A 24,051-nucleotide genomic window follows, 5' to 3' on the forward strand; every position below is an offset into this window, starting at 1 on the left:
GCCAACTTCCCCTTACTGACGGAACGTCAGCGCGATAGAGAACACGCGGCCCTCGACATTGTAGGTGTCGGGGAAGGTGTTGAACACGCCGCCGGCAACGAAGGGCGGGTCCTTGTCCAGGATGTTCTGGATGCCGCCGGACACCGAGATGTCCCGGGTCAGCTTGTACGAACCGGTCAGGTCGAAATAGTTCTGCGCCGCGATGGTGCCGTTCTGCCCCGGGGCGCTGTTGCGCACCGAGCCGATGCGCGTCCAGGCCAGGCGCACCATGGCGTCATCGAACAGCCAGCTGACGCTGGCGTTGTGGCGGTAGTCCGGCTGCACCAGCGTGGTGCCGTCGCTGGAGCAGGTGGCGCCGTAGGTGCCGGCGCATTCCAGGGTGGCCACGGCGGCGTTGGGTTGGAACAGGTAGGTTGAGACGATGTTGGCCTGGTAGGCGAACTGCAGGCCCGCGCCGGGCAGCCAGTCCGGCTGCACGAAGTAGGTCATGCCGATGTCGAAACCCTTCTGGTCCAGCAGGCCCAGGTTCTGGTTGTTGACGTAGGCGTTCGCCAGGTGGCCGTTGGTCGGGTTGCGCGACACCAGCTTGCACAGCGGGTTGTTGGCGGTGGGGTTGGTGATGTAGCAGCTGGTCAGGGCGTTGACCGGCTGGATGACGCCGATCGCCCCGGTCAGGTTCAGCTGGTAATAGTCGACCGTGATGTTCAGGTGGGGGATGAAGGTGGGGGTGATGACCGCCCCGATCGTCTTGGTCTGGCCGGTTTCCGGCTGGATATTGGCGTTGCCGCCGTAGAAGTACTGGCCCTCAAGGTAGGACGGCGCGAAGGAATTGGTGGAGCCCACCGCCGGCGCGCCGAAGCGGGCGCACTGGGCGGCGTTGCCGGTGCCCAGCACGCAGGGGTCGCCGGCGTAGCGCGGCGCCAGGCGGGCCACCGTCACCAGGTTGTTGAACGGCAGGGACGAGGTGGCGGCCGCGTATTCGCTGAAGTTCGGCGTGCGGATGACGCGCTGCATGGTGCCGCGGAAGCGGATGTTGTCATCCACCGTCCAGGTGAATTCGCCCTTGGGCGTGCCGTCGGCCCCCCACAGCGAGTATTCAGAGTAGCGGTAGGCGCCGCCGATGTCGAAGCCCTTGATCAGCGGCAGGTCCTTCAGGACCGGCACCAGCAATTCGCCGTAGATTTCCTTCACATCAAAGCTGCCGCTGTAGGCGGCCTGCACACCCTGGCGGAAGGTGTTGCCCGTCAGCAGGGCGGAATCCTGCGTGTAGTTGCCGGTCTCGTTGCGGTACTCATAGCCCAGTGAGAAGCCCACCGGTCCCGCCGGCAGGGAGAACAGGTCGGCCGAGGTGCCGCTCAACACGCCCGAGCCGATCAACTGCTCGCGGGTGCGGTGGAAGGCGTCGAAGGTCAGGCCCAGCTGCTTCACGCTGGACTGGTTGGGACCGAAGAAATCGATGGTGTTGGCCAGCGAGGCGACGTTGTTCACGCCGGCGGCGCTGGTGACCAGGCCGTCGCCGGTGATGGGCGAATCCTCGGTGGAACGGCCGTACTGCACATAGGCGTCCCATTTGATGTTCTTGGTGATATCGCCGCGCAGGCCGGTCTGGATCTGCTCCGTCTCGCGATCGGTGTGATAGGTGATCAAGCCCAGCTCGGCCAGCGACCGGGTGATGCGCATCTGCGCCGTGCCGTTGACGAAGGTCAGCTGGTTGGCGATCTGCGGCGTCAGGAACGGGTTGTTCTGGCTGATGGAAACGACCTGGTCGATGGATGGCGGATTGGGGCCGGGCGTGCCCGACTCCTCCGTCTTCGCGCGGGTGTACATGGCACGGCCGTAGAGTTCGACGTTGTCGAACAGGTCATAGTGATAGAGGGCGGTGGCGTTGTAGCGGTTCAGCGGCTCGATCAGCGGGTATTCGCTGCTGATGTTGGAGGTCGCCGAGGGGCTGGTGGTGAACTGCCCGCCACTGTCGAAGCCGAACTTGCGCCCGCTGGCCACGTCGGTGAAGACACCGCCCACGCTGGGGATGGTGCTGGCGGGGGTCAGCGCCCATTTGCGCGAGCCGGAATCCACCTCATCCCGCTTGGTGTAGTTCAGGGCGACGACGACATGGCCGCGGCCGTTGTTGATGTTGCCGCCGAAGGTCAGGTCGGCACCGTATTCGGAGCCGCCATGCTGGGCGCTGCGGTCGGTGACCGTGCCCTCGATACCCTCGAAATCGCGGTCCAGGATGAAGTTCACCACGCCGGCCACGGCGTCGGCGCCGTAGACCGCCGCCGCCCCGCCCGTCAGCACGTCCACCCGCTTGATCAGCGCCACCGGAATGCTGCCGACATCGACGGAATTGCGAAAGCTGAACGGGGTCGCCCGAGTGCCGTCGATCAGCACCAGCGACCGGCTTTGGCCGAAGTTGCGCAGGTCGAAAACCTGGGCGCCGAAGGCGTCGCTGCCCTGGGAGGAGGCGCGCACGCCACCCGCCAGCTGTGGCAGCTTGGTCGAGAAATCCTGCACGGTCAGCGCCTGCTGCAGGCGAATGTCCTCGGACGAGGTCGAGGCCACCGGGCTGGCCGCCGTCAGGCTGGGCCGGGGAATGCGCGTGCCCGTCACCACGATTTCTTCCAGACCGGAATCCGCCGGCTCGGCACCAGTCGTGGCGGTGGTTTGCGCGTAGGCGTTGCCGGCCAGCGCCGGCAGGAAAAGCAACGGTGCCGCCAGCGCGGCACGCCAATGTTTGTTCCGCATGCTCCAAGCCCCCCTGTTTTTTGATCGTGGACATACCACTTTGCGGCATATCTCTGGCATATTAATACCAATCGAAGCCAATTTGCGTCAAGCGCTTCGTTGCAGATTCGCGACCGTGCCAGCAATAAATCGATGAGATTCCGGATAGATCTGCGTCGGCGGGGAGAGTTGCCAACAAAGGGGTGGACTCTATTGGTCTACATCGACGCCGGCGCCCTAAGACCAGTCAACCCAGCATGTCCCGCGCGGCCAGCAGGGCGTCGGCAAGGCGGTCGATCTCGGCGGGCGTGTTGTACAGCGCGAAGGAGGCGCGGCAGGTCGCGGTGACGCCGAAGCGGGCCAGCAGCGGCTGGGCGCAATGGGTGCCGGCGCGCACGGCAACGCCGAAGCCATCCAGGATGGTGGCGACATCCAGGGGATGGGCGCCGCCCAGGGTGAAGGCCAGGATGGGCCCCTTCCCCGCCGCCGTGCCGATCAGACGCAGCGAGGGGATGGCGGCCAGGCGCCGCTGCGCGTAGGCCAGCAGCCCCGCCTCATGCGCGGCGATGGCGGCGGGACCCACGCCGCGCAGGTAGTCCAGGGCGGCGCCCAAGCCGATGGCCTCGACGATGGGCGGGGTACCGGCCTCGAACCGGTGGGGTGGGTCGGCATAGGTGACGGTGTCGCGCGTCACCTGGCGCACCATCTCGCCCCCGCCCAGCACGGGCGGCAACCGCCGCAGCCACGCCGCCTTGCCGTAGAGGGCGCCGACGCCGGTGGGGCCATAGAGCTTGTGACCCGTCAGGACATAGAAATCGACATCCAGGTCGCGCACATCCGCGCCCAGGTGGACGGCCCCTTGCGTACCATCGGCCAGCACGGGAATTCCCCGGCCGTGGGCCAGGCGCACGATGTCGCGCAGCGGCGTCACCGTGCCCAGGACGTTGGACATGTGGGTGATGGCGACCAGCCGCGTCCGGGGCGTCAGCGCACGCTCCACCGCGTCCAGCGCCAGGCCGCCCTCCTCATCCACATCCACCCATTTCAGCACGGCGCCATGACGCTCACGCAGGAAATGCCAGGGGATGATGTTGGCGTGATGCTCCATGACCGAGAGCACGATTTCGTCGCCCGGCTGGATGAGGGCCTCGCCAAAGGCGTGGGCCACCAGGTTGATGGCCTCCGTCGCCGACTTGGTGAAGACGATCTCCTCCGCGCTTTCCGCGTTCAGGAAGGCGCGGACGCTTTCCCGCGCCCGCTCGAACCCGTCCGTCGCCCGGTTGGCCAGGGTGTGGGACCCGCGATGAACATTGGCGTATTCGGCGTAGATGGCCTGGGTCATGCGGTCCACCACCGCGCGCGGCTTCTGCGCCGAGGCGGCGTTATCCAGGTAGACCAGCGGCCCGCCGTCGATCTCCAGCGCCAGGATGGGGAAGTCGGCGCGCAGGCGGTCGACGTCATATGCGGTCGTCGCGGTTCCGTCCATCACCGCCTCCCTTCCCTGGCCCCGGCCGTTCAGATGGTGCCCTGGTCGCGCAGCCGCTCGACCTCCGCGTCGTCGGCGCCCAGCCATTCGCGCAGAATGTCGCCGCTGTGCTCACCGATGGCCGGGGCGCCGTGGCGCACACTGGTGGGCGTGTCCCACAGGCGCACGGCCGGTGCCTGGAAGGGGACGGAGCCCAGGATGGGATGGGGCACGTCGATGATCTGTTCGCGCGCCACCACCTGGGGATTGGTGACGACGTCGGCGATGGTCGCCACCCGTTCGCACGGCACCTCGGCCTCATGCAGGCGGGCCAGAATAGTCTCGCCGTCCAGGGTCAGCGCCCATTCGTTGATGATGCTTTCCAGCAGGCCGACGTTGGCGTTCCGCGCCACGAAGGTGGAAAAGCGCGGGTCCTGAACCAAGCCCGGCATGCCCATGGCATTGGCGAAGCGGGGGAAGTGGGCGTCGTTGCCGGCCACGACGTAAATCCAGACACCATCGCGGGCGCGGAAGCAGTGCGAGGGCGACAGGTAGCGGTCGCGGTTGCCCAGGCGCGGCGGCTCCGCCCCGTTCAGCAGGTATTCCGGGATGGCCGTGGTCATCAGCGCCATCCCGCTGTCCATCAACGTCGCCTCCACCACCTGGCCCCGTCCCGTCTTCCCCCGCGCCTGCAGGGCGGCCAGGGCGCCGATGGTGGCGTAGAGGGCGGTGGTGTAATCACAGACGAAGACACCGGACATGGTGGGCGGGCCGTCATGGGCGCCGGTCATGCTCATGATGCCGCTGATGGCCTGGGCGGCGCCGTCGAAGCAGGGATGCTGGGCCAGCGGCCCCTTCTGCCCGAAGCCGGTGACCCGCACCAGGATCAGGCCGGGGTTGGCCTCGCTCAGCACGTCCCAGCCCAGGCCCATGCCCTCCAGCGTGCCTGGGCGGAAATTCTCGATCAGGATGTCGGCCTTGGCCGCCAGGCGGCGGATCAGCGCCTGGCCGTCGGGGTCGCGGAAATCGACGGCGAAGCCGCGCTTGTTGCGGTTGGCGGACAGGAAGAACAGGGTGTCGCCGGCCACCGCCTCCCCCACACGGCGGCCGTCCTCGCCCCCGTCGATGCGTTCCACCTTCACCACGTCGGCGCCCAGATCGCCCATCAGCTGGCCGCAGAACGGACCGGCGATGTATCGCGTCATGTCAAGGACGCGAATACCGTCAAGTGATCCCAGCATAGTCCCCTCGCCTTTTTCTATAGAACGACCAGACACGATAGGTTATTGAAATCATCATCCCGATGAGCGATGGTATCCGAAACAGGAGGCAGCCATGCGCATCGCTTATTTTTCCTGGCTTCGGGCCAAGACCGGCACCGCATCGGAACAGATAGACTTACCGCAGAACTGTGACACGGTGAACGACTTGATCGATTACCTGTCATCGCGGCATCCGGCCTTGGCCGAAATCGCGACCGCGCAGGGCAGCCTGCGCTACACCGTCAACCGCCGCTATGTCGAGAAATCGCACCCGCTGACGGCGACGGACGAGGTGGTCCTGTTCCCACCCGTCACCGGCGGCTGACCGGCTTTTCCTTCCTGGGCCGCCCCGCAGCAGGGACAGTTCTCCCGCCGGGGCAGCTCCACCTTGGTCATCTCGCAGCTCCAGGCGTCGTACATCGCCAGCGTGCCGGACAGGCTGGGCGCCACGCCCAGAATCTCCTTGATCACCTCGATGGCCTGCAGGGCGCCCATGACGCCCACTGCCGGGCCCAGCACGCCGATCTCCGAACAGCTGGGCGCCAGCGCCGGCACCTCGGGATAGAGGCAGCGGAAGCAGGGGTGCGAGCCCCCCAAATGGGATTTGAAGGTGGTCAGGATGCCGTCGGCCAGTTGCACGGCGGCGCTGACCAGGACGATCCCGGCCCGGCGGCAGGCGGCATGCACCGCGTCGCGGGTGGCGAAGTTGTCGCAGCCATCGGCCACGATGTCGTAATCGGCCACCAGGGCGTCCGCGTTCTCCGCGTTCACCGGCACCGCGTGTTCCACCAGCCGCACATGCGGGTTGATGCGGGCCAGCGTGAGGGCGGCGCTCCGCACCTTGGGCATGTCCAGCCGGTCGATGCCGTGCAAAATCTGGCGGTGTAGGTTGGATGGCTCGACACAGTCGAAATCGGCGAAGCCCAGCGTGCCCACCCCTGCCCCAGCCAGGTACATCAGCAGGGGGGAGCCCAGGCCGCCGGCGCCGATGACCAGCACGCGCGCGGCCTTCAGCCGGGCTTGGCCGGGGGCGCCGATCTCCGGCAGAACCACCTGGCGCCGGTAGAAACTGGCCTCATCAGGAACGGTCGACATCACCCAGGCCTCCTGTTCCGGTTTTCTTCGTCACTCAGGCCGCGGCGGCCTCACGGATGCGCTTCACGATCAGATGCACGCCGTTGGCCCGGCTGGGCGCCAGGTTGCGGCCCACGGCCAGCCGGTCCAGCACCGCCGGGCTGTGGGCCAGGATCGCGGCAGGCGGCCGCCCGTCGTACAGCCGCAGCACCAGGGCCAGCAGGCCCCGCATGATCAGGGCGTCGGACTCCGCCCGGATGCGCAGGGCCGTCGGCGTCCGCTCGATCACCAGCCACAGCTGCGACTGGCAGCCGGTCACCTGATCCTGGTCCCGCCGCTGGTCCGGCGGGATGCCGTCCAGGGCGCGGCCCAGGTCCATCAGGTGCTTCAGGCGGGCGGACCAATCGTCCAGCCCGGCGAACTCCGCCTCCAGCGCCGCGGCGGCGGCGTCGATGTCCGCGACGGTGGAGACGGTGGGTTCGGCCAGGTCGGTCATGGGTCCGCCCCCGCCCTCAGCGCTTGTGCCGCGCCACGATGCCGCCGGTCATGGGCGCCTTCACCCCCGTGGTCTTGGGGAAGCTGATGGGCAGGCCGGCCAGCACGCGGGCGGCGAGATAGGCGAAACACTCCGCCTCCACCGCGTCGCCACGCCAGTCCACCGCCTCGGCCGGCACGGCCTCGACCTTGGCGCGCTCGCCCAGGGCGGCCATGATAGCCGGGTTCTTGCGGCCACCGCCACAGACGATCAGCTTGGTCGGGCGTGTGGGCAGCAGGTCCAGCGAGCGCCCGACCGTGCCCGCCGTGAAGGCGGTCAGGGTGGCGGCACCATCCTCCAGCGACAGGCCGTCGGCCATGTCGGCGGTGAAGTCGTAGCGGTCCAGCGACTTCGGGTATGCTGCCGACAGGTAGGGATGGTCCAGCAGGCGCGCCAGCCGCGCCTCATCCACCCGGCCGCGCCGGGCGATGGCGCCGTCCACATCCATCTCCCCAGCCCCGTGGCGCATGATCCAGTCATTGATGGGGCCATTGGCCGGGCCGGTGTCGAAGGCCTCGAAATGGTCCTTACCATCCCACCAGGTGACGTTGCCCACGCCGCCCAGGTTCAGGGCCGCGACCTCAGGCCCGGCGTGGACGCGCTTCAGCAGCGCGGCGTGATAGCTGGCGGACAGGGGCGCGCCGTGGCCGCCCGCGCGCATGTCGGCGGTGCGGAAGTCATAGACAACGTCGATACCCAGGATGTCGGCCATCAGCTGGCCGTCGCCCAACTGGCGGGTGTCACCGAAGCGGCCGGGAACCGGCGCGCGGTGCAGCACCGTCTGGCCATGGAAGCCAACGGCCGCCACCTCGTCCGGCCGCATGCCGTTCTCAGCCAGGAACTGGGCCACCGCCTCGGCCTGGGCGCGGGACAGGGCCCGTTCCGCCTCAGCGAAAATCGGGGGCTCCGCGCCCTCGAAGCGCCAGGTGAGCGCCTGGGCCACCGCCTCCCCCAAGAGGCCGCGCAGGTCCGTCGGATAGGGGGCCAATTTCCAAGGACCAAAGTCGAACACATGGACGCCATCCGTGCGGATGCACGCGATATCGATCATCCCGTCCAGCACTGTGCCCGTCATCAGGCCGATGGCCCACATCGGTTGCATTCATCAGTCTCCCTGAGTTCCCAAAGGTTCTTCACTGTATCACGCCGGCGCATCATCCCGGCGTCAGGCGTATTGGCGGGCAGGCTCGCGCCCGTCCGCGCGCCGCAACGCGGCGGTATGCTTGGCGTGGATCTCGCCCTCGGGCTTGCGGCAGCCGGCGCAGAGCAGGATGGATTGCCGCCCATCCTCCGCCATGCGGCGGCGGAAGTCGACGGCGCGGCCCACCACGGTTTCCGCCGTCTCCGTCATCAGGTTGCCGACGACACCCTGGGCGCCATGGCTGATCACGCAGATCGACGTCTCGCCATCCGGGGCCATGCACAGGGTGTGGCCGGCCCAGAAGCAGGCGCCGGTGGGCACGGGTAGGGACGGGTTGATGTCCTGCGACATGCGCCGGTGCAGCGCTTCGTCACTTTCCAGGTCGTCCAGCTCCCGGATCTTGTGGTGGGCGCCACCCGGCAGCAGGGGCGTGACCTTGACGTGGTTGTCCACCCGCGCCACCAGCTCCAGGAACTCCGGATCATAGTCCTCAAGCGGTTCATTGAGGTCGATCTGGTACACCCCCACGCGGACATGGCCATGGTCCCGGCCGCGCAAATCCAGCAAGGTCCGCAGGCCGCGCATGGTCTTCTGAAATGAGCCCTCACCCCGGTTCAAATCATGGCTGGCCTGGTTGCCGCCATCGATGGACACGTAAATGGTGTGGGAGTAAGGCACCGCCAGAACTTCCTTAACCCGTTTGGGCGTCAGCAGCGTACCATTTGTATGCCATTGGAGGGGGGAGTGGGGCAAAAGCCGCCGCGTGATGGCCAACAATTCAGCGAAGTAGGGATTCATCAAGGGCTCACCGCGCCAATTTAGGTGTATTCCCTTGACCTCCATCGCCGATGATGTGGCCAATTTTATCAGTACTTTCTCAAGATCATCAGGTTCCAGATCCAATTTCCCATGACTCTGCTTCGTATAGCAAAGACGACAGGACAAATTGCACCGGGTCGTCGGATCCAACCACAGCCATATTGGATGTATTTGGCCAGACTGGTCATGCAGTGGTTTAAACAACGTACACCTCCGACCGTTTTATTGTCATACAGGGGCGGCCCGTTGAGCCCCCGGCGGGAAGGATGTCGTGCCCAGATGTGTACCAGATTAATACCATAAAGACATCACTAAATTCACACGGTATGGGTGGAAAAGATTTAAGGCGGCGAAGAGACTGGCCCGGATCGCGAAAAACGGGCGGGCTGGGACGCGAGACCAAGCCGCCACGGGCAAGGAGGACGAACGGTTGATGCAGGTCTGCGCGTTGATTTCGGATGCCGGCGGCACCGCGCCCAACGAGGACGCGGCCGGCCATCACGGCGATTGGGCTTGGGTCATCGACGGGGCCACGGGCGTCAGCGGCGCCACCATCGATGGCTTGAGCGATGCCGCCTGGTTCGCCCGCGCCGTGGACCAGGCCCTGCGCCGCATCCTTCCCGACAGCGGCCACCTGCCCACCGATGCCGTGCTGCGCCGGGTGGTGGAGGATTGCGCCCAGGCCTTCACCCAGGCGACGCGCGATGTTCCCCGGGCGCGGCACGAGCGGCCGTCCGCCGCCTTCGCCCTGCTGCGGCGATTGGGGGAGCGGCTGGAGATGACCACCCTGGGTGACTGCCAGATCATCCACCGCGCCGAGGACGGCCAGGCCTGCATCTTCGGCGCCTCCAGCATCCCCGTCTTCGAGGAACGCACCTTGAGGGCCGCGCGACAGGCTTTGGAGGAGACGCCCGACCTGACGCCGGCGGGCCTGTGGAATCGGGTGGTGGACCAGTTGCGCGCCAACCGCCGGTGCATGAACGTCGATGGCGGCTATTGGGTGCTGAGCACCGACACCGCGGCGCTGGCCCATGTCGACCGCGCGACGATCCCGGCGGACGGGGGACCTGTGGCCCTATGCAGCGACGGCTTCCTGCGCCTGATCGACCTGTTCGGCCGCCGGGCGCCTGAGGACTTCCTGGCCCTGGAAGACCAGGCAGAGGCGGAGGCGGCCCTGCGGGAGCTACGACACATCGAAGCGACGGACGATCCTCACCACGGCCATCTGCGGCTGAAGCGATCGGACGACGCCAGCTTCATCCTGGTACGTCCGGTTTAACGCCTGCCAGCCAGCGCCAGGGCGCCTGTCACGGCATCGCCCAGGGTGGGGGACAGGCGGCGGCGCACGTCGGGGGCCAGCCAGGCCTCCATGGCGCTGGCCAGTCCGCCGATCAGGCTGACGCGCGGCGCCCCTTCGGCCAGCAGCGCCCGCACCAGGCCGTTCACATGCTCCGCCCCATCCTGCACCACCTGGCGGGCCACGGCGTCGCCCTGGTCGGCCTGGCGCAGCACGAGGGGGGCGAAGGTGGCGTAGTCCGTGGCCGTCGACCGGTCCATCCACAGCACCACCTCCGCCGGGTCGTCCTGGAAGCGGGCCATCAGCTCCCGCGTGAGGACGCTGCCGCCCTCGCGCCCGTCATGGGCGCGCAGGCTGTGCTGCAGGGCCCTCAGGCCCAGATAGGCGCCGCTGCCCTCGTCGGAGATGGGGAAGCCATAGCCGCCGAACTTCATCTCCCGCCCGCCGATACGGCCGATGGCGCAGGTGCCGGTGCCGACGATGACGATGCCGCCATCCCGGCCGCCGTGCGCGCCCAGGCAGGCGATCATGGCGTCGCTGGTGAAGGCGATGCTGGCATAGGGGTGGCGGATGGCCTCCAGCGCCGCGCGGGCGCCCTTGCGGCCGATGCCGGCCACGCCCACCCCGGCGCGGATGCAGCCCACCTGCGCCGCGTCCAGCCCGGCCTCCGCGATGGCGTGGCGGGCCGCCGTCTCGATGGCCTGCCACGACGCCTCGATGCCGAAACGGGTGGCGGCGGGGCCGGCGATGCCCTGCCCCAGGACGGTGCCGGCCGCATCCTCCAGCCGCGCGCGGCAGCCGGTGCCGCCGCCGTCCACGCCCAGGTACAGCGCGCCGTCCATCAGCCGGGCACCCGCTCGATATCGGCGCCGCAGCGCACCAGCTTGCGCGCCAAATCCTCATAGCCCCGGTCCAGGTGATAGACGCGGTTCACCACCGTCTCCCCCTCCGCCACCAGCCCGGCCAGGATGAGACAGACGGAGGCGCGCAGGTCCGTCGCCATGACGGGCGCACCGCGCAGCCGCGGCACCCCGCGCACCAGCACGGATGTGCCACGCAGGGTGAGGTCGGCGCCCAAGCGGGCCAGTTCCGGCACGTGCATGAAGCGGTTCTCGAAGATGGTCTCGCGAATCATGGCTGCCCCTTCGGCCACCGACATCAGGGCCATGAATTGGGCCTGCAGGTCGGTGGGGAAGCCGGGATAGGGCTCAGTCGAAACGTCGGTGGCGCGCAGATGCCCCGCCCGTTCCACCATCAGGCCCCGGTCGGTGGGATAGACACTGACCCCCGCCCGCTCCAGGATCTGGCATTGCACCGCCAGGTGTTCCAGACGGGCACCGATCAGTTCCAGCCGGCCGCCGGTGATGGCGGCGGCCACGGCATAGGTGCCGGCTTCGATACGGTCGGGAATGAGCGTGTGCGTCGCCGGGCGGAAGCTGGCCGGCCCCTGCACCAGAAGGCGCTGCGTGCCAGCACCCTCGATATGCGCGCCCATGGCCACCAGGCAGGCGGCCAGGTCCGCCACCTCCGGCTCGCGCGCGGCGTTCAGGATTTCCGTCTCCCCCCGCGCCGTCACGGCGGCCATCAGCGCCGTCTCCGTGGCGCCCACCGAGGGCAGGGTCAGGACGACGCGGGCGCCGGTGAGGCCACCCTGCGGTGCCCGGGCGGTGACATAGCCGCCATCCACCGCCACCTCCGCACCCAGGGCGGTCAGCGCCTTGAGGTGCAGGTCGATGGGCCGGGCGCCGATGGCGCAGCCGCCGGGCAATGAGACACGGGCGTGCCCGAAGCGGCCCAGCAGGGGGCCCAGCACCAGGGCCGTCGCCCGGGCGCGGCGCACGGTGTCGTAGTGCGCCTCGGCGTTCACGGCGGTGGCGGCGTCCAGCGTCACCTGGTGCGCCTGCCCGCACGCCATAGCCGCGCGCCAGCGCCAGCATGGTTTCCACATCGGTGATGGCCGGCAGGTTGGCCAGCGTCACCGGCCGGTCGCTCAGCAGGCTGGCGGCGACCAGGGGCAGCGCCGCGTTCTTGGCGCCGGCGATGTCCACCGTGCCGGCCAGCCGCCGCCCGCCGTGGATGATCAAGCGATCCATGAGGTTTTCCGCATTCTAGCCCTGTACCAAGTCTGGCGCCGCACCTGTTACGTTCATCATGCCAGTTCGCCAAGTGGTGACAAACTGGTTTTATACTGTTAGCCTTGGCACCGATCCCAATCGACCGAGCAGAAGTCCAACCGCGATGCCTGCTGCACCGATCCATCCAAGCTTGACCTCAGATCAGGCCCCCGATCAAGCCGGCCCGGCCCATGCCGTGGATGTCCACTCCGCCGGCGCCACCTGCGAAATCTTCGTCAACCGCCGCCGCTTCGCCATCGGCAACCAGATGGTGACGGCCGCCGACATCGCCGCCCTGCTGGGCGTGCCGGCGGACAACGCCGTGGTCGAGCGCGGTGGCCCCTCCGGCGAGTGGGTGGCCCTGTCCCTGGCCGACACCCTGGATGTCCACCCGGGCGACACCTTCCTGGTCACCCGCCAGTTCGTGATGGGTGGGCATGGCTGAGCAACTCTCCCCGAACGGGAAGCTCTACCGCGCCACGCCCACGGGCTTGCTGCGCCTGGCCTCGCCGGAGAAGGAGGCGCTGTTCGCCACCGTGTTCGCCGGCCAGCCGGATCGGGAGGACGGCTGTTTCGCCCGTTTCGGCTGGCGGGTGACAGGCACGCATCTGGCCATAACCCTGGCCACCATCGATCCGCCACAGCCCGGCGATATCGAGGGCGGCGGGGCGCAGATCAAGATCACGGCCAACGCCCTGCGCCGCGCCGCCCTGGCGGCGGAAGGCCAACCCCTGGCCGTCGGCTTCATCCACGCCCACCCCGCCGGCGTGGCGCCCAAGCCCAGCGCCATGGACGACGAGATGGACCGGTACATGGCCGGCTATTTCGCCGACCTGGTCCCCGGCCGCCCCTTCATCAGCCTGATCGTCGCCAAGACCGGCAACGACACCGCCATTTCCGGCCGCATCTTCCACGACGGCGCCTGGTATGAGATCGGCCGCGTGGCGGCGGAGCGCGACCCCACCGTGATCGCCTGGCCGCAAGGCGAACCACCGCCGGAGCCGCCCATCCCGCCGGAGCGGGTGGCCCGCCTGACCAGCGCCTTCGGGCGGGAGGCGTACCAGCGTCTGCAACGCTCCACCGTCGCCCTTATCGGCGCCGGCGGCACCGGCTCCGCCGCCATTCCCATTCTGGCGCGGGCGGGTGTGGGCCGCCTGATCATCATCGACAGCGACCACGCCTCGGAATCCAATCTGGAACGGCTGCACGGCAGCACCCCGGCCGACGTGGCCAACCGCGTGCCCAAGGTCACCATCGCCAGGCGGTCGGTGGCGGAATACGCCCCCGGCACGGTGGTGGAGGCCATCAACGGCCGCCTGCCGCAGCCCGAGGTGCTGGACGCCGTGCTGCAGGCCGACGTGCTGATGGGCTGCACCGACCAGCATTCCAGCCGCATGGCGGTGGCCGACATCGCCACCCGCTACCTGATCCCGGCGGTGGATTGCGGCGGCCTGATCGAGGGGCGCGACGGCATCGTCACCGGTCAGCTGGTGCAGATCGTCCGCTTCCTGGCGGCCGACCCCTGCCCCCGTTGCCGCGGCATGATCTCCGCCACCCGGGTGATGCAGGAAATGCTGCCGGTGGTGGAGCGGCTGGCCCCGGCGGACCAGGCGGCCCTGGCGGCGGCGCGTGGCGAGCGGCCGGACCCCATCCTGACCGCCGTGCCGCAGATCGATACCGTAGGCTACATCACCACCACGGCCGGAACGCTGGCGGCGGGCTTCGTCATCGGCTGGCTGACCGGCCGCTTCTCCCCCACCTTCGAACGGCTGCAACTGGACCTGGTATCGGACTGCCTGGGCGCCGTGGACCGGCCGCAACGCCCCCGGCCGGGATGCAGCTGCACCACCACGCGCGGCTATGCCGACCAGGCGGCCGACGCGGCGCCGTTCCAGCCACCCGCCCATTGGCCCGCCCCGGTCCGGCTGTAGGGGGCCGCCTCTAGAATCCCAGGCCGGCCACCGGGCGGTGGCAGGAACAGCCAACGAAGTGGCCCGACAGCGCCTCCAGCGAGCGCAGTTGCGCGCCATTGGCCACGTGATCCTCCCCCACCGCCGGCTCCACCTCCAGCACCAGATCGCCATCGGTGCCGAAGCGGGCCGGCAGGTGGGCGAAGGGCAGGTTGCCGGTACCCAGTTCCAGCCCTTCGGAAGAAATGGCCTGCACCAGGGTGGCCGCATCCAGGCCCGGATCCGCGCAGGCGCGTTCATCCAGGCGGATGGCGTCGGAGACGTGCAGATAGCTCATCCGCTCATCCACGAAATCGAAGGGATCCAGCCAGGCCGCCCGGTCCAGGTCATCGGCCGTGATCCAGCCGAAACGGGCGTCGCCGTCGGCCAGGCGCGGCTGGGCGCGGCGGCGGTTGAACAGGTTGGCGGACAGGGTGGCATGCGCCACGTCGATGAACGGCTCCACCCCCGTCAGCCCGTCGCGGGCCAGCGCCTCACGGAAGCGCTCGATCTCCCACGGGAAGAAGTGATCCAGCGGCCCGGTCATGTAGGTGCGGCCGTCACGGGGCAGCAGGGAATAGTGGCCGACATTCTCCACCAGCAGCCGCATGCCGCCCGCCAGGCGCGCCAGGTCGCCCACCGCCGCCTCAAAGCCTTGGGCGGCCTCATCCCGGTCGCGGGCGCGGGGCGGGGCCTGGCCGAAGACCAGGTCGAAATAGCGGTGCAGTACGACCGCCTCGGCCCCGATCTCAGCGGCGAAGGCCAGGGTATGCCGGCATTGGTCGGCATCGAAGCCGACGCGGGTGACCAGGGGCACCGACTGGGGCGGGATGTGGACGATCAGCCCATCCACCGGAAATTCCTGTCGCAACCGGGCGATATTCTGCCGAGCGAGGGTGAGACCGGCGGCGGAGGTCACGTCCCGCTCCCCAAAGGTGTGCAGTTCCAGCCGTACCGGCCGCCCCTGGGAGACGAGATAGGCGGCACGCGCGGCCAGTTGGCCGTAATCGGCCACGGCGGCCTTGAGGACAAGGTTGGGCATGCTCACCTCCCCGCCGGATCGCTGACGCCAGGGTGGCATGGCCGGCCAACCTGGACAAGCTGGTATTCATATGGTATGCAACCACTGGTCCGGCGGCCTCCCCTCGGGCGGGGTTGCCGGCCCTTCCGTCCAGGACAAAAACAAGGGGGCAGGCCCCATGCCGGAAGCAGGGTTGGAAGCAGTTCTGGATGCGCCGCCGGTGGCTGACGACCTGTCGCCCGTCGGCATTCTGCACCGCGCCCAGGCGCTGCTGCCGCTGATCGACACCCTGAAGGCGGAGGGGGAACGTGAGCGCCGCGCCCCCGCGGCCCTGATCGACGCCCTGAAGCGGGCCGGCCTGTTCCGCCTGCTGCAGCCCCGGCGTTATGGCGGGGCGGAATGCCATCCCGCGACCTTCTTCGCCGTGCAGGCGGCCCTGTCCGCCGGGGACATGTCCATCGGCTGGCTGCAGGGCGTCATGGGCATGGTGGCCTTCCATCTGGCGCTGCTGCCGGCGCAGGCCCAGGACGATGTCTGGCGGGATGATCCGACGGCGCTGCTGGCCTGCAGCTACATGCCGGCGGGCAAGGCCACGCGCGTGCCGGGCGGTTTCCGCCTCAGCGGCCGCTGGGGCTTTTCCAGCGGCGCCGACCACGCCGACTGGTTCATGCTGGGCGCCATGGCGGCGTCGGAGGAAGGGGACACGCCGGAGCATGTCATCTTCCTGGTGCCGCGCGCCGATGTGCGCATCCACGACAGCTGGGACACCATCGGCCTGCGCGGCACCGGCAGCCATGACGTGTCGGTGGAGGATGGCTTCGTCCCCGCCCACCGTCGCCATGGGGTGCAGGAACGTTTCCTGATCGGGGGACCGGGCCGGGCCGTGAACCTGGCGCCGCTCTACCACATCCCCCTGCCCCAGATGCTGTTCCGCGCCATTTCCACCCCGGCGCTGGGCGGCCTGCGCGGCATGCTGGATGCCTTCATCGAGCATAGCCGCCGGCGCGCCGGCCCCAATGGCGGCGGCCCCCTGGTGGACCCCGTGGCCCAGCTGGCCTGCGGCGAGACGGCAGCCGAGCTTGACGAGATGACCCGCACCCTGGAAGGCAATTTCGACCGTATGCTGGACCATGCCCGCCAGGACCGGGACGCCCCCATCACCGACCGCATGCTGTATCGCGTCCAGGCCACCTCGGTGGTGGAGCGGTGCGACCGGCTGGCACGGCGCCTGTTCAAGGCCGCCGGCGCCTCCGCCCTGTCGGTCGCCAACCCGCTGGGGCGCATCTGCGCCGACATCCAGGCCGCCCGCCAGCACGCCGCCAATCAATATGAGATCTATGGCCGGACGCTGGGCGCCCACCTGTTCCAACTGGACGTGAAGGATACGTTGCTTTGAGCGGACAGCCGGACCAAAACCCCTCCCCGCCCCTGCCCTTCAGCCTGGGTTACGACGACCGGGATGAGGAGGAGATCATGCGCCGCTGGCGCGCCATCCTGCGCTCCAACAAATGGAGCCACGCCGCTTATCTGGAAGAATTCGAGGACGCCTGGCGGGGGTGGAACGAGCTGCCGGCGATCGCCTTCGACAATTGGGCCGGCGGCGCCATGGCCGTGCTGGACCATTTCAAGGTGCGGGGCGCCACCGTGCTGTGCCCGTCCAACACCTTCCTGGCCACGCCCCGCGCCGCCCAGCTGTCGGGGGCGGAGGTGGTGTTCTATGACTGCAACCGCCACGACCTCTGCGGTTCCTTCGACGATTTCGTGGCCAAGGCGGAACGGCATCGTCCGGCCCTGGCCTTCATCGTCCATATCGGCGGCCACATCGCCTTCGACATCCACAAGATCGCGGCCTATTGCCGGGACAAGGGCATCATCCTGGTGGAGGATTGCGCCCACGCCGTGGGTGCCGACTGGAACGGGCAGAAGCCGGGCAGCTTCGGCGACGCCGGCATCTTCTCCCTCTACGCCACCAAGACCATCACCACCGGCGAGGGCGGCGTGGTGGTCAGCAAACATGAGGACGTGTTGCGCCACGCCCGGTCCTACCGGGACTACGGCCGGGGCTCGGGCTACAAGGTGCAAAGCCTGAACCACCGCATGGACGAGTTCCGCGCCGCCTTCGGCACCGTTCAAATCCGGCGCATGCCGGAAATCGTGGCGTGGAAGCAGGCCTACGCCCGCGATGTGCTGGACCCGCTGCATCCTGACCGGGTGCGCCTGCCGGAGGGCATGAGCAGCGGCTTCTACAAGTACATCGTCTTCCAGAGCATCCCCACCTCGACCGGCAAGGTCTACGAGCTACCCTGCCATCGCATCATGGGGGTGGAGGCCGATCTGCCCAATACTGACTGGGTGGCCAAGAACCACTGGTGCGTGCCGCTGTACTACCCCCGCCCGTCCCTGGCGCAAGGAACCCCGGAGTAAAGCCGCCGAACCGAAGGCAGGCACCCGCAGTCGAATGCCCGCTTGATCAAACGGTTTAAATCACGCGGCGGATCCAGCCATCCACCAGCGGGGCCTGGCTGCCGCGCTGCATGCCGACCAGGCGCTCGCGCAGGCTGGCGGTGGTCGATCCGCCCTCGCCATTGCCGATGACGAAATCGCCCTCGGCCGTGCGCACGGTGCCGATGGGCGCCAGCACGGCGGCGGTGCCGCAGGCGAAGGCCTCGCGCACCCGGCCGGTGGCGGCATCCTCCTTCCACTGCGCCAGGGTATACGGCTCCTCCACCACCGTGTGGCCCAGGCTGCGCGCCAGCTGGATGATGCTGTCGCGGGTGATGCCGGGCAGGATGGTGCCGCTGAGCGGCGGGGTCAGCAGACTGCCGTCGTCGCGGACGAAGAAGACGTTCATGCCGCCCAGCTCCTCAATCCAGCGATGCTCCGCCGCGTCCAAGAAAACCACTTGGTCGCAGCCGTGCTTGCTGGCCTCCAGCTGGGCGATCAGGCTGGCGGCGTAGTTGCCGCCGCACTTGGCCGCACCGGTGCCGCCGGGGGCGGCGCGCGTGTAGTTCTCGGGCGCCCAGATGGTGATGGCCTTGGCCCCGCCCTTGAAGTAGGCGCCCACCGGGCAGGCGATCACGCAGAAGACGTACTCCGACGCCGGCCGCACGCCCAGGAAAGCCTCGTTGGCGAACATGAAGGGCCGGATGTACAGGCTGCCGCCCTCCCCGCCGGGGATCCAGGCCTGGTCGATGCGCACCAGCTGCTCCACCGCCTCCAGGAACAGTTCTTCCGAAATCAGCGGCATGGCCATGCGCTCCGCTGAGTCCCGGAAGCGCTTGGCATTGGCGTCGGGCCGGAACAGCGTCACCCCGCCGTCCGCCGCGCGATAGGCCTTCATGCCCTCGAAGATTTCCTGGGCGTAGTGCAGCACGGCCGCCGCCGGATCCAGCGCGAACGGCACCCGCGCCGTGACCTTGGCGTCGTGCCAGCCCTGGCCCTCCGTCCAGCGGATCGTCACCATGTGATCGGTGAATACCTTGCCGAAGCCGGGGTTTTCCAGGATGCGGGCCAAGGTGGCGGCGTCGGTCGGATGGGCGGTGCGCTCGATGGTGAAGGTCATGGTGGTTCCGGGATCAAATGTGGATGGCGTGGCCCAGGGCCTTCAGGGCGCTTTCGTGCACGCCCTCGCTTAACGTCGGATGGGCGTGGATGATGCCGGCCACATCCTCCAGCACGGCGCCCATCTCCAACAGCGTGGCGAACTCGCCGGCGAGTTCGGAGATGTGGCGGCCCACGGCCTGCAGGCCCAGGATGCGGTGGTCGGCCTTGCGCGCCACCACGCGGACGAAGCCGCCGTCGTCGCCCGCGTCCATGGACAGGGCGCGGCCGTTGGCGGCCCAGGGGAATTGCCCCACCACCGTTTCCACCCCCGCCGGCACCTCGTCGGGGCCCAAGCCCGCCGTCACGATCTCCGGCTCGGTGAAGCAGACCGCCACGATTGATGCGGGGTCGAAACGACGGCGCTTCCCGGCGATGATCTCCGCAACCATCTCGCCCTGGGCGGAGGCCTTGTGCGCCAACATGGGCTCACCCACCACATCGCCGATGGCGTAGACGCCCGTCGTCGGCGTGGCGCAGCGGTCGTCCACGGCGATGAAGCGGCCGTTCATGGCCAGGCCCATCGCCTCGCGTCCCCAGCCCTCGGTATTGGGCCGGCGCCCGACCGTGACCAGGATATGGTCGGCCGGCAGCATCTGGCGCGCGCCCTCCTTGGTCTCAATGGCCAGGCCCTCACCTTCCTGGCCCAGGGCCTTGGCGCCCAGATGCAACGTGACACCGTGCTTTTCCAGCCAACGGCGCACCGGCTGGGTCAGCTGGGCATCGTACAGCGGCAGGATGCGGTCCTGTGCCTCCACCACCGTGACCTGGGCACCCAGCTTGGCGTAGGCGATGCCCAATTCCAGGCCGATATAGCCCGCACCCACCACCACCAGCCGCTTGGGTACCGCCGTCAGCGACAGGGCGCCAGTAGAGGAGATGACTTTATCGCTGAACGGCAGGTTGGGCAGTTCCACCGGCAGGGAACCGGTGGCCAGGATGACGTTTTCCGCCACCACGGTGACGGGGCCGTCCGTCGTCTCCACGGTGCAGCGCTTGGCGTCGCTGAACACCGCCCTGCCGGCCAGGGTGCGTACCTTCGCCCGCTTCAGCAGGGCGGTGACGCCGCCGTTCAACCGGTCGATCACGCCCTCCTTCCAGGCCATGGTCTCGGTGAAGTTCAGCGCCGGCTTGGCGTCCAGGTGGATGCCGAAGCGGCCGGACGAGGCCGCCGCCAGCGTCATTTCCTCGTACAGCCCGGCGGCGTGGATCAGCGCCTTGGACGGGATACAGCCACGGATGAGGCAGGTCCCGCCCAGGCGATCGGCGTCCACCAGCACGGTGTCCAGCCCCAGCTGGCCGGCGCGGATGGCGGCGACGTAACCGCCGGGCCCGCCGCCAACGACAAGCACGCCAACAGTGAGGACGGGTGTCTTGATGGTTTCGGCCATGACGTCAGTCCATGAAGATAAGGGCGGGGTGTTCCAGCAGGCGCTTCAGCCGCTGGATGAAACGGGCGGCGTCATAGCCGTCGACGATGCGGTGATCGAAGGAGGACGACAGGTTCATCATCCGGCGCACAGTGATGAAGGAGCCGTTGACCACCGGCCGCTCCACCAGCTTGTTGGGGCCGATGATGGCGACCTCGGGATGGTTGATCACCGGCGTGGCGGCGATGCCGCCCAGGGCGCCTAAGCTGGTCAGCGTGATGGTCGACCCGTTTAGTTCATCGCGGGTCGCGGTGCCGTCGCGGGCGGCCTTGGACACGCGCGCCAGCTCGGCGGCGCAGTCCCACAGGTCCCGCGTCTCGGCATGGCGCACCACCGGCACGATCAGGCCGTTGGGCGTCTGTGTGGCGATGCCGATGTGCACGCCGTCATAGGTGTGCAGCACCCCGGCATCATCATCGTAGCGGCTGTTGATGTGCGGGAACTCGGGCAGGATGCGCACCACGGCGCGCATGAAGAAGGGCAGCAGGGTCAGCTTGGGCTGGGCCGGCTGCTTGTTCTCATTCAGATCCTGGCGCAGGGCCTCCAGCTCCGTCAGGTCGCATTCCTCCACATAGGTGAAATGGGGGATGCGTCGCTTGGAGTCCTGCATCTTCTCCGCGATCTTGCGGCGCAGGCCGATGATCTTGGTCTCCTCCACCCCGTCCCGCGCGGTGTAGCGCGCGTCGCCCGTGGGGATGGCGCCGCCGCCGGCGATATAGGCGTCCAGGTCCTCCGGCGTGATGCGGCCGCCGGGGCCGGTGCCGGGCACGTACTGCAGCGGGATGCCCAGCTCATGCGCCCGCCGGCGGGTGGCCGGTGCCGCCAGCGGCGCATCCTCGGCCAGGCGGGTGGTGAAGGCCGCCGCCTTCGCTTTGGCCGGCTGGAGCTTGGCTTGCTCCACCGGTTTGGGCACGGGCTTAGCCTCAATCTTTGCCGGTTCCGGCTTCGGCTCGGGCTTAGGCGCTTCCGCCTTGGGCGCCGGGCGGGCGGCGTCGGCGTTGCCGGCCCCCTCCACCTCCAGTTCCACCAGCACGCTGCCCACGGCCATCATCTGGCCGACCTCGCCATGGATGGCGGTGACCACGCCGTCCACGGGGGCGCTCATTTCCACCGTGGCCTTGTCGGTCATGACATCGACCAGGTCCTGGTCCTCGCGCACAGCATCGCCCGGCTGCACCCGCCATTTGACGATCTCGGCCTCGACCACGCCTTCGCCCACGTCGGGCAGGCGGAACAGGTAGGTGCCCATGGGCTTAATCCTCCATGACGCGCTTCAGGGCCGCGGCGAGGCGCGCGGGGCCCGGGAAATAGTCCCATTCGAAGGCATGCGGGTAGGGCGTATCCCAGCCCGCCACGCGGCCGATGGGGCTTTTCAGGTGATAGAAGCAGCGCTCCTGCACCAGGGACGACAGCTCGCCGCCGAAGCCGCCGAAGCGCGAGGCCTCATGCAGGATGATGCAGCGGCCGGTCTTCCTGACCGAGGCGACGATGGTGTCGATGTCCAGCGGCACGATGCTGCGCAGATCGATCAGCTCGGCATCCACGCCGGATTCCTCGATGCCCGACTTGGCCACGTGCACCATGGTGCCATAGGCCAGCACCGTGGCCTCGCGCCCTTCCCTCACCACCGCCGCCTTGCCCAGCGGCACGGTGTAGTGCCCCTCCGGCACGTCAGAGCCGGGAGACTCCGCCCAGGTCTTCAGCGCGCGGTCGTGGTGGCCATCGAAGGGGCCGTTGTAGATGCGCTTGGGCTCCAGGAAGATGACGGGGTCGTCATCCTCGATGGACGCGATCAGCAGGCCCTTGGCGTCATAGGGGTTGGAGGGGATGACCGTCTTCAGGCCCGTGACGTGGGCGAAGATGGCCTCCGGACTTTGGCTGTGGGTCTGGCCGCCGAAGATGCCGCCGCCGTAGGGGGAGCGCACGGTGATGGGCGCCCAGAACTCCCCGCCCGAGCGGTAGCGCAGGCGGGCGGCTTCCGACACCAGCTGGTCGAAGGCCGGCAGGATGTAGTCGGCGAACTGGATTTCCGCTACCGGGCGCAGGCCGTAGGCGCCCATGCCGATGGCGGTGGCGATGATGCCGCCCTCGGAAATAGGCGTGTCGAAGCAGCGCTTCAGTCCATGCTTCCTCTGCAAGCCGTCGGTCACGCGGAAGACGCCGCCGAAATAGCCCACGTCCTCGCCGAACACCAGGACGTCGGGGTCCCGGCTCATCATCACATCCAGGGCGGAGTTCAGCGCCTGGATCATGTCCATCTTGGGCATGGGATCAGACCCCCAGTTCACGGCGCTGTTCCAGGACGCGCCAATCGGGCTCCTTGAACACGTCTTCGAACATCTGGCGCACGGGCGGCTTGGACTGGCCCAGGGTGCCGATGCGTTCGCCTTCCTTCACCGCGGCGCGCACGCCGTCGGCCAGTTCGGCCTCCATCTGGGTGTGGCGCTCGGCCGACCATTCGCCGCGCGCGATCAGGTGGGTCTTCAGCCGCTCGATAGGGTCGCCCAGGGGCCAGCACGCCGCCTCCTCCGCCGGGCGGTAGCGGGTGGGGTCGTCGCTGGTGGAATGGCCGGCGGCGCGGTAGGTCACAAACTCGATCAGGGTGGCGCCCTTGTTGGTGCGCGCCCGTTCCGCCGCCCAGACGGTGGCGGCCCATACCGCCAGGAAGTCGTTGCCGTCCACCCGCAGACCTGGCAGGCCGTAGGCGATGGCCTTGGCGGCAAAGGTGGTGGATTCCGCCCCGGCGATGCCGGCGTAGCTGGAAATGGCCCACTGGTTGTTGGTGACGCACAGGATGACCGGGGCGCGGTAGACGGCGGCGAAGGTCAGCGCCTCATGGAAGTCGCCCTCCGCCGTGGTGCCGTCGCCGACATAGGCCAGCGCGATCTTGGTGTCGCCGCGATAGGCCGAGGCCATGGCCCAGCCCACCGCCTGGCTGAAGCGCGTGCCCAGGTTGCCCGACAGCGAGTAGAAGCCGTAGTCGCGGGCGGAAAACAGGATGGGCAGCTGGCGGCCCTTCAGCGGGTCGCCCTCGTTGGAGAAGATCTGGTTGACCAGATCGAGCATGGGATAGTCCCGCGCCCACAGCCAGCTCAGCACCCGGTATGTGGGGAAGCACATGTCGTCGCGGTCCAGCATCATGGACTGGGCGGCGCCGATGGCCTCCTCCCCCGTCGACTTCATGTAGAAGCTGGTCTTGCCCTGCCGCTGGGCACGGAACATGCGGTCGTCGAAGGCGCGGGTCTGGGCCATGACCTTGAGGCCGCGGCGCAGCGTCTCGGCATCCAGGCCGGGGTCCCAGGGGCCGACCGCCCGGCCCTCGTCATCCAGCACGCGGATGAGGCCGTAGGGCAGGTCGCGCATCTCCGGCTCCGCCACGCCCGGGTCGGGCCGGCGGATGGCGCCGGCGGGGGAAAAGGGCAGATGGTCGAAGCGGGGCGCCTGGCCCGGCCGGGCCGGCGGCTCCGGTATGTGCAGCTGTAACGGCGGCCGGCTGGACGCGCCGATTGGGTCTTGGGGTGACATGTTTCCTGGTCCCTCCCGTGCCTTCCTGTTGCCCCCAAGGATGTGGGGTGGGACCTGGAAAAAAAATATCTGATACGCCTTAAGTCAGCTTGTAA

General features: G+C 68.5%; 20 protein-coding genes and 1 pseudogene. 6 read left to right on the forward strand and 15 right to left on the reverse strand.

Annotation, left to right across the window (positions count from 1 at the left end):
• Nucleotides 1–12: 12 nt before the first annotated feature.
• From FBZ89_RS00100 to FBZ89_RS00110, 3 genes are all read right to left on the reverse strand, one after another.
• Entirely contained in the window at nucleotides 13–2,745 is a 2,733-nt protein-coding gene (locus FBZ89_RS00100; RefSeq protein WP_145748016.1) for a TonB-dependent receptor plug domain-containing protein, read from the reverse strand.
• Nucleotides 2,746–2,971: 226 nt separating this feature from the next.
• On the reverse strand, nucleotides 2,972–4,210 hold the full coding sequence (locus tag FBZ89_RS00105; RefSeq protein ID WP_145748017.1) for a cysteine desulfurase: 1,239 nt from the start codon (nucleotides 4,208–4,210) through the stop codon (nucleotides 2,972–2,974).
• A gap of 29 nt (nucleotides 4,211–4,239) precedes the next feature.
• The gene (locus FBZ89_RS00110) at nucleotides 4,240–5,430 is read right to left on the reverse strand and encodes a CaiB/BaiF CoA transferase family protein (RefSeq protein ID WP_145748018.1); all 1,191 of its coding nucleotides are present in this window, start codon (nucleotides 5,428–5,430) and stop codon (nucleotides 4,240–4,242) included.
• A 94-nt stretch (nucleotides 5,431–5,524) separates the two neighbouring features.
• On the opposite strand from FBZ89_RS00110, the gene moaD reads away from it, so the two are divergent.
• Nucleotides 5,525–5,776 (forward strand): molybdopterin converting factor subunit 1, encoded by a 252-nt coding sequence (gene moaD / locus FBZ89_RS00115; protein WP_145748019.1) that lies wholly within the window; start codon nucleotides 5,525–5,527, stop codon nucleotides 5,774–5,776.
• Here moaD and FBZ89_RS00120 read toward each other — a convergent pair.
• The 4 genes from FBZ89_RS00120 to FBZ89_RS00135 all read right to left on the reverse strand — a co-directional run bounded on the left by FBZ89_RS00120 (nucleotide 5,704) and on the right by FBZ89_RS00135 (nucleotide 9,224).
• Complete coding sequence (locus tag FBZ89_RS00120; RefSeq protein WP_145748020.1) at nucleotides 5,704–6,546, reverse strand: HesA/MoeB/ThiF family protein; 843 nt, start codon at nucleotides 6,544–6,546, stop codon at nucleotides 5,704–5,706. The genes moaD and FBZ89_RS00120 overlap by 73 nt on opposite strands.
• 34 nt (nucleotides 6,547–6,580) lie before the next feature.
• A complete protein-coding gene (locus FBZ89_RS00125) occupies nucleotides 6,581–7,021 on the reverse strand; it encodes a SufE family protein (RefSeq protein ID WP_145748021.1) in 441 nt (146 codons plus the stop codon).
• A gap of 16 nt (nucleotides 7,022–7,037) precedes the next feature.
• Nucleotides 7,038–8,153 (reverse strand): anhydro-N-acetylmuramic acid kinase, encoded by a 1,116-nt coding sequence (locus FBZ89_RS00130; protein WP_004272037.1) that lies wholly within the window; start codon nucleotides 8,151–8,153, stop codon nucleotides 7,038–7,040.
• 72 nt (nucleotides 8,154–8,225) lie between these two features.
• Nucleotides 8,226–9,224 carry a radical SAM protein gene (locus tag FBZ89_RS00135; RefSeq protein WP_145748022.1) on the reverse strand — a complete coding sequence of 333 codons (999 nt, stop codon included), beginning with the start codon at nucleotides 9,222–9,224 and terminating at the stop codon, nucleotides 8,226–8,228.
• A gap of 229 nt (nucleotides 9,225–9,453) precedes the next feature.
• Here FBZ89_RS00135 and FBZ89_RS00140 point away from each other — a divergent pair, with 229 nt between their 5' ends.
• A complete protein-coding gene (locus tag FBZ89_RS00140; protein ID WP_145748023.1) occupies nucleotides 9,454–10,299 on the forward strand; it encodes a protein phosphatase 2C domain-containing protein in 846 nt (281 codons plus the stop codon).
• On the opposite strand, the gene FBZ89_RS00145 is transcribed toward FBZ89_RS00140, so the two are convergent.
• Nucleotides 10,296–11,159: a glucosamine kinase nucleotide-binding domain-containing protein gene (locus tag FBZ89_RS00145; protein WP_145748024.1), complete on the reverse strand. Its 864-nt coding sequence runs from the start codon at nucleotides 11,157–11,159 to the stop codon at nucleotides 10,296–10,298. The two genes, FBZ89_RS00140 and FBZ89_RS00145, sit on opposite strands and share 4 nt — an antisense overlap.
• A pseudogene (murA, locus tag FBZ89_RS00150) lies at nucleotides 11,159–12,410 on the reverse strand (UDP-N-acetylglucosamine 1-carboxyvinyltransferase). The gene FBZ89_RS00145 and the pseudogene murA overlap by 1 nt, the downstream one beginning before the upstream one ends.
• Nucleotides 12,411–12,582: 172 nt before the next feature.
• Between murA and FBZ89_RS00155 the strand changes: the two are divergent.
• Complete coding sequence (locus FBZ89_RS00155) at nucleotides 12,583–12,876, forward strand: multiubiquitin domain-containing protein (protein ID WP_186457105.1); 294 nt, start codon at nucleotides 12,583–12,585, stop codon at nucleotides 12,874–12,876.
• Nucleotides 12,869–14,362 carry a HesA/MoeB/ThiF family protein gene (locus FBZ89_RS00160; RefSeq protein ID WP_145748026.1) on the forward strand — a complete coding sequence of 498 codons (1,494 nt, stop codon included), beginning with the start codon at nucleotides 12,869–12,871 and terminating at the stop codon, nucleotides 14,360–14,362. The genes FBZ89_RS00155 and FBZ89_RS00160 overlap by 8 nt, the downstream gene beginning before the upstream one ends.
• A 10-nt stretch (nucleotides 14,363–14,372) precedes the next feature.
• Here the strand turns inward: FBZ89_RS00160 and FBZ89_RS00165 are convergent, their stop codons facing one another.
• Entirely contained in the window at nucleotides 14,373–15,422 is a 1,050-nt protein-coding gene (locus FBZ89_RS00165) for a hypothetical protein (protein ID WP_145748027.1), read from the reverse strand.
• A gap of 172 nt (nucleotides 15,423–15,594) precedes the next feature.
• Here FBZ89_RS00165 and FBZ89_RS00170 point away from each other — a divergent pair, with 172 nt between their 5' ends.
• Together FBZ89_RS00170 and FBZ89_RS00175 are read left to right on the forward strand one after the other, a co-directional pair.
• The gene (locus tag FBZ89_RS00170; RefSeq protein WP_186457106.1) at nucleotides 15,595–16,797 is read left to right on the forward strand and encodes an acyl-CoA dehydrogenase family protein; all 1,203 of its coding nucleotides are present in this window, start codon (nucleotides 15,595–15,597) and stop codon (nucleotides 16,795–16,797) included.
• A complete protein-coding gene (locus FBZ89_RS00175) occupies nucleotides 16,794–17,825 on the forward strand; it encodes a DegT/DnrJ/EryC1/StrS family aminotransferase (RefSeq protein WP_211115047.1) in 1,032 nt (343 codons plus the stop codon). Before FBZ89_RS00170 ends, FBZ89_RS00175 begins: the two co-directional genes overlap by 4 nt.
• 55 nt (nucleotides 17,826–17,880) lie before the next feature.
• On the opposite strand, the gene FBZ89_RS00180 is transcribed toward FBZ89_RS00175, so the two are convergent.
• The 5 genes from FBZ89_RS00180 to FBZ89_RS00200 are packed head-to-tail and all read right to left on the reverse strand — an operon-like array spanning nucleotide 17,881 to nucleotide 23,956.
• A complete protein-coding gene (locus tag FBZ89_RS00180; protein WP_145748029.1) occupies nucleotides 17,881–18,963 on the reverse strand; it encodes a branched-chain amino acid aminotransferase in 1,083 nt (360 codons plus the stop codon).
• Between the two features lie 13 nt (nucleotides 18,964–18,976).
• Complete coding sequence (lpdA, locus tag FBZ89_RS00185; protein WP_145748030.1) at nucleotides 18,977–20,392, reverse strand: dihydrolipoyl dehydrogenase; 1,416 nt, start codon at nucleotides 20,390–20,392, stop codon at nucleotides 18,977–18,979.
• 4 nt (nucleotides 20,393–20,396) lie between these two features.
• The gene (locus FBZ89_RS00190) at nucleotides 20,397–21,680 is read right to left on the reverse strand and encodes a dihydrolipoamide acetyltransferase family protein (RefSeq protein ID WP_145748032.1); all 1,284 of its coding nucleotides are present in this window, start codon (nucleotides 21,678–21,680) and stop codon (nucleotides 20,397–20,399) included.
• A 4-nt stretch (nucleotides 21,681–21,684) separates the two neighbouring features.
• A complete protein-coding gene (locus FBZ89_RS00195) occupies nucleotides 21,685–22,698 on the reverse strand; it encodes an alpha-ketoacid dehydrogenase subunit beta (protein WP_145748033.1) in 1,014 nt (337 codons plus the stop codon).
• 4 nt (nucleotides 22,699–22,702) lie between these two features.
• The gene (locus FBZ89_RS00200) at nucleotides 22,703–23,956 is read right to left on the reverse strand and encodes a thiamine pyrophosphate-dependent enzyme (RefSeq protein WP_145748034.1); all 1,254 of its coding nucleotides are present in this window, start codon (nucleotides 23,954–23,956) and stop codon (nucleotides 22,703–22,705) included.
• Nucleotides 23,957–24,051: the final 95 nt, after the last annotated feature.

It is taken from the genome of Nitrospirillum amazonense (assembly GCF_007828045.1).
GTDB classification, from domain to species: domain Bacteria; phylum Pseudomonadota; class Alphaproteobacteria; order Azospirillales; family Azospirillaceae; genus Nitrospirillum; species Nitrospirillum amazonense_C.